Raw genomic sequence first — 12,336 nt, 5'->3', positions numbered from 1 at the left:
TTCTTGTTGTTCTCTTCGGATCTCCTGCTGCTCTTTCCGTATTTCTTGTTGTTCTCTTCGGATCTCCTGCTGCTCTTTTCGCATTTCTTGTTGTTCCGCTTCCAGCCGTTTGTGGCTTTCGACGAGGAGATGCAACGTGTTTTCGATATGACCGAGCCGGTCGAACAGTTGCAAGAGGATCTCTTCGCTCATGTTGGCCCCTCTTTCATCTTAATTTCCTTCATTATAGCACATATGTTCTTGTTAGACAAGCAGGAATGGTGTATATAGGAAAGCGTACAAACATATGATACAATGGATAAACAAACTGACAAATCTCAGTGCGGGCATCGGCCAGTACGTTTTAGAAAGGGATCGATGTATGCTTTACGTTTCTCCTGCCAAAATCGCAAGCTATTTTTATCATGAGTGCGAGCGGAATTTTTATTTTCAGTCGTTGGCGAAAGAGCGGCGCGGCGAGCTCGATGTGCCGGAAGAGCTGTTTGAGCGGCCCGCGGTTCATGAGGGAGTGCTGCGCCGAGGAGTTGAGTGGGAAGAGGAAGTGATCACGACCCATTTGGCCGGCCAAGTGAAGATGGGAGAGCGAGAGCCTGGCGTGCCGATTTCCCACTGCTATTTGGATGGCGAGGAAACGATCCGCGAGTTGAAGCGGCCGAGCAAGCGATATTTGTATCAGCCGACATTGATCGCGCCGCCGCGCTTTTACGAACGGTACGGGTTGGATCGGGACGACATCCATTTTGCGGCGTGCCGCCCGGATTTGATTGAGTGCATACCGGGACAAAACGGCTTTGTGTTTCGCATCATCGACATCAAATCATCAGACGTGTTGAAGCTTTCCCACCGCGTGCAAACGGCGTTGTACGCCTTGATTTTGTCTTCCGTTTTAGAGGAGCACGGCATTAGGGGCAATGTGGATTGGCGCGAAGCGGGGGTATGGACGTACAAAACCGAGCAGCCGCAAGCAGCGGATATCAGCCAGTTGCTCCCGTATCTCGAACAGTTTTTGGCTGGCGAACTGACGGCGCTGGCCGAGAAGCAACCCGATGAGCTGTTTTGGCACTTAGATTACCGGTGTGAATGGTGTCCGTTTTATGACTATTGTTTCGACAAAGCACGGCAACAGAAGCACATTTCCCTCGTTCCGTACTTATCGAACTACACGTCCCGCTTCATCCGTGAGCGGCAGCTGCCTGAGACGATCGGTGAGTTTCGCCAATTTCTTGAACGTCAAGAAAACAGGCATGTGCTGAAACAAAACGCCGAGCTGGCGCGCCAACTTCGGCGGCTTGAAGCGCAGCTTGAGGCCATCACGCAAGAAAAAGTCGTTCCGTATGACCGTGCGGTGACACATATGCCGATATGGGAAGACATCCGTCTTATTCTCACCGCGCAACGCGATCCACTGACGGGCAAGATCGCGGCGGCATCGCTGTACCGTGTTGGTGGAACAGACGTGTTTGGAACGGGATCGGAAATGCATCATGTTATCGCCGGTTCGTTTGAGGAATGCGACGAGGTTGGCCGAAAGCTGGCCGATGCGCTGGACCGCCTGCTTCATACGGTGCACGATTACAACCGGGATCGAGAGTGGCGGGCGCAAAAGTCCGTGCAGGCGTATGTCGTCGACAACTATGAATGGGACAATGTGCAACAGTTGCTTCAAGAGCTTTTGTTCGATCCAGAATATCAAGAAAAAGCCGTTCGGTTGCTGTCTTATTTTCATAGCAGCTCATTAGCAAGTGCCAGCGACCACCCAAGCGAAATGGTTCCGCTTCCTGTCGTTGTCCTGACAACGGCCGTGAGCCAGCTGTTCGCCTTGCCGGCGCATGTCGCGTACCGTCTTGAAGACTTGTCGCGATATATTGCGGCCTACAATGATTCGCCGTTTCTGTACTCGGCGAGTGAGCGTTTTTCATTTCGTTTGACAAACGCCATGAAACTGGATGTGCTGCACGACGCCTGGCAAACGGGGGACGAGGAAAAACGAAAAGCGGTCGAGAAGGAGCTAAGCCGGCGTCTTTGGGCCGCAAGCAGCATTATCCAAGGCATCCGCGTCTGGGCTGAGAGCGTCCATCCTTCGCCGCTTATTGTCTGGCCGGAAAAATTTGCTTTTCCCGATCTGGCTGATTACCGTGATCCGCTTGTGTCCAAGCTGGCGTTTATGGCGCGCTACGAGGCGCTATTAAACTACTTGGAAATTCGCCGAAGCCGCCTGCTCCCGCTTTCGGAGCGGCTTGAGAACGGAGTGACGCTTCATGTCACGTACCTTGGCGGCGATCGGTTCCGATTGAACAACCGGCAGGCGCTTGAAGCGATCGATCAAAAGGCGAGCTGGATTTTGACGGAGTGCAATGAGGAAGGGGAAAAGGCGCAACAGGCGTTTCCAGATTATAAGTATTCCAGCGAATGGAAGCCGCCCCAATGGGCCAATTTGTACTTTACCCGCATTCGCGCCATCGAAGATGATGGCAAGACAGCTGAACTCGAGCTCGAGTTGCCCAAATGGATCGACCGGTTCCCGCTTGTGGAAGGAGAGGAGTATCGGCTGTCGATCCGGCATGCCGATTTTACCACCCGGCGTGTCTTGCAGGCGTTGCAACAGTTGGACGAGGACAATCATCGCATCTTGGACTTGATTCGCGATCCGATCCGGTATCGGAAAACGTTTCGTCCCAACTGGGATGTAGAGGAGGTGAAGGCGCTCCTCCGCCAAAGCGGGCTGACGAAAAGCCAGCGCCAGGCGTTTCTTCAATTTCTTCGTCATACGTTGACACTCGTCTGGGGGCCGCCTGGCACCGGAAAAACGCACTTTATCGCCGCCGCTCTTCAGTTGCTTATGGCGATTTACGAACATCAGGGGCGGAGGCTTGCCATTCTCATCTCCGGCTTCACTCACGCGGCGATTGAAAACTGCCTGCGCAAAATTCAGGAGCTTGTGCCGCGGCGCAGCGTCCATATCGCGAAACTCGGCGAGATTCAGACGGAAAACGCCAAAGGAATCGCCGAGGTGGCGGACCGTGACCTTCTCGGATGGCTTGGCAGCGGCGGCCATCGGGTGCTTGGCGCCACGTTGTACGGCATTCAAAGGGCATACGAAAAAGGCTATATAGAAGGGTTTGACGTCGTCGTCCTTGATGAGGCGTCGCAAATCCGCGTGGCCGATTCACTGTTGGCGTTACGCCATGTCAAAAAAGCAGGCAGGTTGCTCATTGTCGGCGACCATTTCCAGCTGCCGCCGATCATTCAAGGGACGTATGCGGCCGGCGAAGGGGAGCCGCACTTGTTCGACTCGATTTTCCGCCTGTTGTTTGACGCCGATGTCGAGAAGCGGTATACCCGCCAACTGACGGACAATTTCCGCATGAATGAGGCGCTTTGCCGCTACCCGGCCGATCGGATTTATGGACGTGACTATACAGCGTTCAACCGCCAAATTGCCGAGCAAACATTGGCGCTCGTCGACGCTCCAACTGCCGATGAATGGGTGGAAGCGGCGATCGACCCCGATTATCCGCTTGTTGTTTGCGTTTATGATGGTGCGCACGGCACGCAAGAAAATGAGGCCGAAGCGCGCTGGGTGGCCAACATAACGAGGGTGCTTCGGGAACGGCTCCTTGATGGTGATGGAAAACGGTATGATGACACGCCGGATGGCGATCAAGCGTTTTGGCGCCACGGGCTGTTTATCATCTCGCCGCATCGGGCGCAAATCCGCGCCATTCGCCGTGAGCTTGAACGCCAAGAATTGCGCCCGCCGTTTTTCGTCGATACGGTTGATAAAATGCAAGGGCAAGAGGCGGATGCGGCGATCATTAGCTACGGCGTCGCCGACCCTGAACTGGCTGTGATGGAAGGGGAGTTCATCTACAGTTTGAACCGCCTCAACGTTTCGCTTACACGGGCGCGGAAAAAGGCGATCCTCTTCCTCTCGCGCCAACTCATGTCGCCGTCGCTTCAGGTGATCGGCAACGAGGAATACCGTGAAGGAGTGAATTTTATGCTCGGGCTCGAGCACTACGCTTCACGGCGTGGGGAAGCCCGGGCATTCATGATCGACGGTGTCAAACTGTACATGTACCGGGTCGGCTGTTCTAAGCTTGAAAAGGTGGACCATTCCTCTCTTTGAAAACCGTATGAGCGGTCGCCATCCGCCATGCCGCCTTCTCCGTCTCATTGGCTCGTCTTGTTTTCGGTGCCGAATTCAGCCATGCACGGTCCGAAAACGGTCAAAAAACAGGGGGAGGTGTGCATGGCGGTTTTTCTTTCGGGAACAGAAATATGGTGTTGATATACCAATGGTTTGAACGGTTGACGACTTTAGTCACTTGTTAAAGTTGACATAACCACATTTTATTTTTGAGAGGAGTAGAAGGGGTGTGCAAGAATACCCGTTGCAACCTTAGAAAATCAATGGTAAAATGAAGGTACTCTTGAAAAAGGAAGGTCTCGTTTAGAGGATAAAAACCGCAAGTAAATATGTTTCAACAAGATTTACTGAACGGATCTTGAAAATGAAAAAGGAAAACCTCGTTCAAAGGTTTTGCTCCCCCGCTTTTTGCAGAAGGCGGGGGTGTTTTTATGGCCAAAGGAAGGAAACCGGTGCGCCGTGGCGAAATAATGGAAATAAGATTCGTCAAAAAAAGCACCGCGTTGGGAAGGGCGAGGGGAGAGAGGGGGAGTGCCATGGCAAACGTCGGCGGGAGAAGGAAACCGGCAGCGGATGCAAGGCTTGAGGCGATCAAAAAGCTCTTTCCGGAAGCGGTTGTAGATGGGGGCATCGATTGGGAGTTGCTGAAGAAAGTGTTTGGCGGTCACGAACGGCAAGAAGCATATGAGTTCACGTGGCCGGGGAAGGCGGAGGCGAGGCGGCTCGCTGAGCTGCCTGCGTCCGGAGTATTGCGGCCGGATCAGGCAGCGAGCAAACAGTGGGAGACAACAAACAATTGGTATATTGAAGGAGACAATTTAGAGGCGTTAAAGCTGCTGAGGACGTCGCATGCGGGAACCATTCAAATGATTTACATCGATCCGCCGTACAATACCGGAAAAGTGCTCACGTACAAAGACAATTGGCGCAAGGGGAAAGCCGTTGTTCCTAGCGGAATCCAGGAAGAAGCGCGTGCCCATGCCGGCTGGCTCAACATGATGTACCCGCGCCTTTGGGTGGCGAGGGAGCTGTTAGCCGAGACGGGGGCCATCTTTATCTCCATTGATGATACGGAGCAGGCGAATTTGAGAAAAATGTGCGATGAAATTTTTGGCGAGCGGAATTTTGTCGCCACGTTCATTTGGCAGCGGGCGTTTTCGCCCGTGAATATGAACAAGTTCGCCTCGCGCAACCATGATTTCATTTTATGTTATGCGAAAAACATCGATCGCCTGGCTTGGTACGGCTTGCCGCGCCATCCGGAAGCGGATGGGCGGTATGCCAACCCAGACAATGACCCACGCGGTCCATGGACGTCAGGCGATTTGTCGGTGGGTCCGCCGATTCCGGAAAAGATTTATGAGATTGTGACGCCAAGCGGTCGGGTCGTTTCTCCGCCAAACGGGTATTGCTGGCGGGTGACGAAGGAGCGCTTCGCCGAGCTGGCGGCGGATAACCGCATTTGGTTTGGCAAAGACGGAAACGGGGTGCCGCGCCTGAAGCGGTTTTTAAGCGAAGTGAAGTCGACGGTGACGCCGCTTACGATTTGGACGCATGACGAGGTGTCCCATTCGCAGGAGGCGAAAAAGGAGCTGAAGGAGCTGTTCGATGGGCTCGCGGTGATGGATTACCCGAAGCCGGTGAAGCTCATTCAGCGCATGGTGGCGTTGACAACGAGGGATGATGATCTCATCCTCGACTTTTTTTCCGGCTCGGCGACAACGGCTCATGCCGTCATGCAGCAAAACGCCGAAGACGGCGGCCGGCGGTCGTTTATAATGGTGCAGCTTCCCGAACGGCTTGCGGAAACGTCCGAGGCGTATCGGGTGGGGTTTCGGACGATTTGCGACATTGGCCGCGAGCGCATCCGCCGCGCGGGGGAGAAAATCGTTTATGAAACGGGGAAGACGGAGCTTGATATCGGCTTTAAAGTGTTTCGGATTGAGAGAACCAACCAGCCCGCTCGCTAGGCGAACGGGCTGTTCCTTGACTAGGTTGATGAAAGGCGCTTTGGTTGAGGTGATACCCGTGTTTTCCGAGTCTCTGATGTCCAACGTTTCGGGCGCTTTTTTTACAACGACGCCGCAGCCCAACGGTCGTTGACAAAGACGTCGTACTCCGCGGCAATCGTTTCTTTGAGCTCCGCTAAAGATGGGATGCCGTCGGCGAAAGTGTAGGTGTCAAGGCAAATGAGGGAGTATTCGTCGCCGGGATCAAATACGATGGTGACGACTTCTTCCGTTCCGGCGTCCACTTGCCGGACGGTGTCGCCGTCTTCCGGCTCAACGAGTACGTTTTGGTATGTTTCGCGAATGACATAATATCCTTCTTGCAATTGCTCGGCAAATAAGTGCTCCATGTCCATCAGTTCGTGGACGATCATGTTTAGTCCTCCTAGTTTGTGAATTTATTCTCAATGTAAGTATACAACGGAATGGCAGCTAATGTAATAGGAGCTGACGGAAGTTTAAAAAGTTGTCATTTTTACATGACAGCGCGATTTGGACGAGAGGGGTGGAAAAGATCTGTTCTACACAAAACGAACGCCCGTGTCGACGGGCGCCCGTTCATGTGATAGGGATCAATCTTTCGCTGTTGTGGATGCCGCCGGCTGGTAGTTTGGATTGAGGCGGCGCCGGGCGAAGACGAAGTAGCAAACGATGACGACGGCAGTGATGAGCAACGTCAGCAACAACTGTGAAACCATTGAGCGGATGAACAACATCGAGGCGAGAATGACGAGCAAAACGAGAATCGTAAAATAGGTCAAGTACGGAAACAACCACATTTTGATTTTTAAGGCGGCGCCGTTGTCCCGCTCGAGTTTTTGCCGCATGCGCAACTGCGAGACAGCAATGGCTAAATAAACGAGCAGCGCGATCGCTCCGGAAGAGTTAACAAGAAAGAGAAACACTTTATCAGGCGAAACGTAGTTCATGATGACGGCGATGTAGGCGAACAACGTGCTGGCGATGACCGCTCGAACTGGGACGCCGTTTTTACTTAGTTTTAAAAATAGTTGCGGTGCTTCTCCTTTTTCGGCCTGTTTTTGCCCTATGCCNCACTTTATCAGGCGAAACGTAGTTCATGATGACGGCGATGTAGGCGAACAACGTGCTGGCGATGACCGCTCGAACTGGGACGCCGTTTTTACTTAGTTTTAAAAATAGTTGCGGTGCTTCTCCTTTTTGCGCTAAAGAGTACAGCATGCGCGATGTCGTGTACAGCCCCGAATTGAGGCAGGACAAAACGGCGGTCAATACGATAAAGTTCATGATTTGCGCGGCCGCAGGGACGCCGACATGTTCGAGCACAGCGACAAACGGACTTTTCAACACGCTCGCCGAGTTCCAAGGGAGCAATGTGACGACAACGGCGATGGAGCCGATGTAAAACACTAAAATCCGCCATGTGACCGATTTAGTGGCCTTCGACACGGCTTCTTGCGGTTCGGCTGATTCTCCGGCGGCAATCGTCACGATTTCCGTCCCGAAGAACGAGAAAATGACGATGACAATGCCGATAAGGATGGAACCGATCCCATGCGGCATCAATCCGCCATGGCCGGTCAAATTTTTCAAGCCGACCGGATCGCTGCCCGGGGCAAGGCCGAAAATGAACGCTAAGCCAATAATGAGAAAAAGAACGATGCTCGCTACTTTGATGAAGGCGAACCAATATTCAAACTCTCCGTAGGATTTTACTGACCAAATATTTGTAAGTGTCATCAAAACGGTCAGAACAAGGCTGAACAGCCATAACGGCACGTCAGGAAACCAATATTTGATGATTGCTGCTCCCGCATTGGCTTCAATGGCAACGACAATCACCCAGAAAAACCAGTAAAGCCATCCAACCGTAAATCCTGCCCATGGGCCGATGGCTTCATGGGCGTAGGCGGCAAATGATCCACTCGTCGGACGGGCCGCGGCCATCTCCCCGAGCATCCGCATAACGAGAACGACTAAGACACCCGCTAAGGCATACGAAAACACAGCTCCCGGCCCTGTTGAATGGATGACAGCTCCGCTTCCGACAAACAATCCGGCGCCAATGACCCCGGCGATGGCAATCATAGCCATATGGCGCTCTTTCAACCCTTTTTGCAGACCGGAATGATTCATCCCTATTCCCCCTTTCGGAAAGAGTTTAAATTTATAAAATAGTCTGACTAAACAGTTGTTTTTAGTGTATATGGAAAAATCCACTCTACACATTAGACAAAATGCCAACTAAAAATAGAGTTCCATTGGACAATTTGTCAATAGGCTTCTCGGCTATAGAAGGAGTTTAGTTATAAAGTTTCGAATATTTATGATAAAGGCAAAGCAAGAGGGGGAGAGGCAAGGATGGAATGCAGCTTTCCTCTTACGGTCGCTGACGTTTTAAGGAGAAAACATTTTGAAAACGCGATCGTTGTCGCCGGGAAAAAAGGATTGTCAAGAACAGTCAAATGGGTGCATGTCGTCGAGGTGACGAAAATTAACAACTTGTTGCGCGGCAAAGAGTTGATTTTATCCACTGGAGTCGGATGGCGGGAAGATGCTTCCCTGTTTTTATCGCTGCTTCGGCAACTGATTGAGTGTGATGCCTCTGGTCTATGCATTGAGCTGGGGACATATACTTCCTCTATTCCAGAAGAGGCTGTTGAGCTGGCTAACCAGCACCATTTCCCGCTTATTGTTTTTCTTGAAGAAGTCCCGTTCGTTGAAATCACCCATGACATCCATACGCATTTGATCAACCAACAGTATCAAATGATTTCCCAGCTTGAATCGTATTCCCAACAGTTGAACAAAAAGCTGTTGACCGTTCATGACCATCGGGAGATTTTAACGTGTTTGCATGATTGTTTAGGCCATCAAGTGGCTTTTAAAATGCAGGGCGGGGATGTGGAGTACATTCCGTGTCGGCCGAGGCAGAAACGTGAGGCAAGCATCTGTTCGGGGAACAGCGGCTGGCCCGTGGATGCGGTCGTCAAGCCGATTTCTTTGTTCGACGCCGAGTATGCGGAGCTGGCCCTTCTCCCTGACGGCCGCGATGTCAATGAGTTTGACCTTCTCATTTTGGACCGCACCGCGACTGCTTGGGCGCAACACTTATTGCGGAACCTTTATGCCGAGGAGAAACGGCGCACGGAAGAAAATGAGTGGCTGAAAGGATGGCTTGAAGGAGAATACTCAGACCAAGAGATTTCCTCCTTTTTATTGGATCATCATCCCTCCCTTGACAGCCGTCGGGGAGTTGTATGGGTTTGCAAGGTGGAAAGGGCTCATCAAAAAGGAAATTTTGATTCGACATATTTCAAGCTTTTATGCCGTTCGCTATTTGAGCAACGCGGGTTTTTCTTGTTTTCTGTGGAGATAGGCCGGCAGCTGGCGTTTATCGCCCTTGATTGGCGGGGGGAGTCCACGTGGAAAAAGCGGGTCGAAGATGGAATTGAATCCATTATGGCGTCAGATTTTGTACGGACGCGTCTTTCCTCCTTGTCCATGGGCGTTGGAACGTTTGTCAACTCTCTTTCTGCCATGAATCAAAGCTATCGAGCCGCGCTGGAGGCGCTGAAAATTCGAAAACGGTTGAAAGATCAAGCGGTCAGTCTATTTTACGATGATTTGCATTTGTACCGGATGATCATGGTTCTGGATAAATATAGCAATCTGCGCGAAACGGTCCGCCAATATTTAGGGCCGATTATCGAGTACGACAGGAAATACAACGGGAAGCTGTTAGAAACGCTCAAGGTGTACTTGCAGTGCAACGGCTCGAAACAAGAGACAGCAAAACGGCTGTTTATCGTCCGGCAAACGTTGTATCACCGCATAGAGAAGTTAGAAAGCTTCCTTGGGCCAGATTTCATGGTGGCCGATAAACGACTGGCCATTGAGCTGATGATCAAAGCGTACGACTACTTGATGGATGAGGGCGGGATTTCATACGGACAGCGGAATGCGCAGCGTTGGGCCGATTGAGGGTGATCGGACAAGACGCCGGATTCGTGAAAAAGCTTTTTGCTTAAAAATATCCTGCGGTCGCGGTTGGGAGCGAATGCAGTGGTCAAACTGTGGAACAAATGTGTGCACCGTTTTGACACTCTGTCTAATGAATAGCGACAGAAGTTGAGTGATAATGTCTCTAACATGACTCGATTTCAATATGGAAGGGAGCAAGAGGTGAGATGAAAACTGAACAAACCCACCAACTGTGGCTCGACAAAGATGACCGATATATCTGGCATTCGATGAAGCCATATAACCCACAAGCAACGCTGATTGTGGCCGAAGCAAAAGGCTGCTGGGTGACGGATGCAGCTGGCCATCAGTATTTGGATGCGATGGCCGGGCTCTGGTGCGTCAACGTCGGCTACGGGCGCGAGGAACTCGCCGAAGCGGCGTATGAGCAGCTGAAGACGCTGGCGTATTTCCCGTTGACGCAAAGCCACTTGTCGGCGATTCAGCTCGGGGAAAAGCTCAACGAACTGTTAGGCGATGAGTATGTGATTTTCTTTTCCAACAGCGGGTCGGAAGCGAACGAAACGGCGTTTAAAATCGCCCGCCAATACCATCAGCAGCGCGGGGAGCATCATCGGTACAAAATCATTTCCCGCTACCGGGCGTACCATGGGAATTCGATGGGGGCGCTCTCAGCCACCGGGCAGGCGCAGCGGAAATACAAATACGAACCGCTCGCCCCAGGTTTCATCCACGTGCCGCCGCCGGATGTCTACCGCGACCCGGATGCGGCGGACGATCCGCGTCGACTGCGGGCGGTAAAGGCCATTGATGATGTCATGACGTGGGAGTTGAGCGAAACGATTGCGGCCGTCATTATGGAGCCGATCATCACCGGGGGCGGTGTGCTCATTCCTCCGGACGGGTATATGAAAGCGGTCAAAGAAGTGTGTGAAAAACACGGGGCTTTGCTTATTGTCGATGAAGTCATCTGCGGCTTCGGCCGGACGGGAAAAGCGTTCGGATTTCAACACTACGGCGTCAAGCCGGACATTATCACGATGGCGAAAGGCATTACGAGCGCGTATTTGCCGCTGGCGGCAACGGCGGTTCGGAAAGAGATTTACGAGGCGTTCAAAGGAACAGGCGAATACGACTATTTCCGCCATGTCAATACGTTTGGGGGCCATCCGGCTGCTTGTGCGGTGGCGCTGAAAAACATCGAGATTATGGAGGAGGAGCGTCTGTTTGACCGTTCGCGTGAAGCGGGCGAATGGCTGCTTTCGGCACTGAAAACGAAACTGGCCGACCATCCGTACGTCGGGGATGTGCGCGGCAAAGGGCTGCTTGTCGGCATTGAATTGGTCGCCGACCGAGCGACGAAAGAGCCTCTTGATGTGTCGCTTGTCAATCAAGTGATCCATCGATGCAAAGAAAACGGCCTCATCATCGGCAAAAACGGAACGACAGTCGCCGGGTACAACAACGTGCTCACCTTATCGCCGCCGCTTTGCATCACGGATGATGAACTTTCGTTTGTGGTCCGCGTCTTGAGCGGGGCGCTAGCGGCCATTCAATAAGAAGAAGGACAAACGCCAGCTTGGGTCGACAGGCTGGTGTTTTGTTTGCCTTCGTGCAGACATTCGGAAAAACATAGAAGCAGGCGGCTGTCGCTAGGGCTGAACGTTCTCCCGCCTATGCGCTTGTTCTTCGAGATGGGAGATTCTTAGACACCTGCCTCAGGGCAGGCTGCCCGATCATCGATTCCTGTGTGTTTGACGAAAGATCGATCATGAACACTGAATGGCCATTCCGAACAAGAGCCGTTTTAACCCCATTCAAATACATACGTTAATGGAATAGCTAAGTCCTTAAATTGTGCGGAATGCAGCGTGTCTTGTTGTCCGTATGTTGCATGTCGTTGATATGTACCTTCGTGCAAATAGTACACATGAATCATTTTATTAGCAGTATCAACAATCCAATATTCCGCAATTCCATAGTGTTGGTAAGTATAAAATTTTTCGTTGTAGTCTTTTAAAGCGGTTGAAGGTGACAAGACTTCAACAAAATTTTATACTTACCAACACTATGGAATTGCGGAATATTGGATTGTTGATACTGCTAATAAAATGATTCATGTGTACTATTTGCACGAAGGTACATATCAACGACATGCAACATACGGACAACAAGACACGCTGCATTCCGCACAATTTAAGGACTTAGCTATTC

7 protein-coding genes and 3 pseudogenes are annotated in these 12,336 nt (G+C 51.8%); 5 read left to right on the top strand and 5 right to left on the bottom strand.

What is annotated here, in order from left to right:
• A pseudogene (locus T260_RS123440) lies at positions 1 to 192 on the bottom strand (coiled-coil domain-containing protein); the annotation flags it as partial.
• A gap of 169 nt (positions 193 to 361) precedes the next feature.
• Here T260_RS123440 and T260_RS123445 point away from each other — a divergent pair.
• Complete coding sequence (locus T260_RS123445; protein WP_023634511.1) at positions 362 to 4,129, top strand: bifunctional RecB family nuclease/DEAD/DEAH box helicase; 3,768 nt, start codon at positions 362 to 364, stop codon at positions 4,127 to 4,129.
• A 557-nt stretch (positions 4,130 to 4,686) separates the two neighbouring features.
• The gene (locus tag T260_RS123450) at positions 4,687 to 6,120 is read left to right on the top strand and encodes a site-specific DNA-methyltransferase (RefSeq protein WP_023634510.1); all 1,434 of its coding nucleotides are present in this window, start codon (positions 4,687 to 4,689) and stop codon (positions 6,118 to 6,120) included.
• Positions 6,121 to 6,221: 101 nt separating this feature from the next.
• On the opposite strand, the gene T260_RS123455 is transcribed toward T260_RS123450, so the two are convergent.
• The 3 genes and pseudogenes from T260_RS123455 to T260_RS01000000138150 form a co-directional block, all read right to left on the bottom strand.
• Positions 6,222 to 6,533: a hypothetical protein gene (locus tag T260_RS123455; protein WP_023634509.1), complete on the bottom strand. Its 312-nt coding sequence runs from the start codon at positions 6,531 to 6,533 to the stop codon at positions 6,222 to 6,224.
• Positions 6,534 to 6,731: 198 nt separating this feature from the next.
• Positions 6,732 to 7,193 (bottom strand): annotated as a pseudogene (locus T260_RS1000000139655) (GABA permease); the annotation flags it as partial.
• A gap of 19 nt (positions 7,194 to 7,212) precedes the next feature.
• A pseudogene (locus T260_RS01000000138150) lies at positions 7,213 to 8,274 on the bottom strand (amino acid permease); the annotation flags it as partial.
• A gap of 225 nt (positions 8,275 to 8,499) precedes the next feature.
• Between T260_RS01000000138150 and T260_RS123460 the strand changes: the two are divergent.
• A complete protein-coding gene (locus T260_RS123460) occupies positions 8,500 to 10,122 on the top strand; it encodes a PucR family transcriptional regulator (RefSeq protein ID WP_023634508.1) in 1,623 nt (540 codons plus the stop codon).
• A 206-nt stretch (positions 10,123 to 10,328) separates the two neighbouring features.
• Complete coding sequence (locus T260_RS123465; protein WP_023634507.1) at positions 10,329 to 11,681, top strand: aspartate aminotransferase family protein; 1,353 nt, start codon at positions 10,329 to 10,331, stop codon at positions 11,679 to 11,681.
• Positions 11,682 to 11,929: 248 nt separating this feature from the next.
• On the opposite strand, the gene T260_RS1000000139160 is transcribed toward T260_RS123465, so the two are convergent.
• On the bottom strand, positions 11,930 to 12,160 hold the full coding sequence (locus T260_RS1000000139160; RefSeq protein ID WP_236620465.1) for a Uma2 family endonuclease: 231 nt from the start codon (positions 12,158 to 12,160) through the stop codon (positions 11,930 to 11,932).
• Positions 12,161 to 12,197: 37 nt separating this feature from the next.
• On the opposite strand from T260_RS1000000139160, the gene T260_RS1000000139155 reads away from it, so the two are divergent.
• On the top strand, positions 12,198 to 12,336 hold a 139-nt coding region (locus tag T260_RS1000000139155; protein ID WP_306372134.1), incomplete at its 3' end, for a Uma2 family endonuclease.

The sequence above is a fragment of the Geobacillus thermopakistaniensis genome (assembly GCF_000498995.1).
GTDB lineage: Bacteria > Bacillota > Bacilli > Bacillales > Anoxybacillaceae > Geobacillus > Geobacillus thermoleovorans.
This window is presented reverse-complemented; position numbering and strand designations above follow the sequence as displayed.

Bases quoted from the DNA above. Each gene is read 5' to 3' on its own strand.
- T260_RS123460 (WP_023634508.1), top strand. From the start codon at position 8,500: ATGGAATGCAGCTTTCCTCTTACGGTCGCTGACGTTTTAAGGAGAAAA.
- T260_RS123450 (WP_023634510.1), top strand. From the start codon at position 4,687: ATGGCAAACGTCGGCGGGAGAAGGAAACCGGCAGCGGATGCAAGGCTT.
- T260_RS123455 (WP_023634509.1), bottom strand. From the start codon at position 6,533: ATGATCGTCCACGAACTGATGGACATGGAGCACTTATTTGCCGAGCAA.
- T260_RS123445 (WP_023634511.1), top strand. From the start codon at position 362: ATGCTTTACGTTTCTCCTGCCAAAATCGCAAGCTATTTTTATCATGAG.
- T260_RS123465 (WP_023634507.1), top strand. From the start codon at position 10,329: ATGAAAACTGAACAAACCCACCAACTGTGGCTCGACAAAGATGACCGA.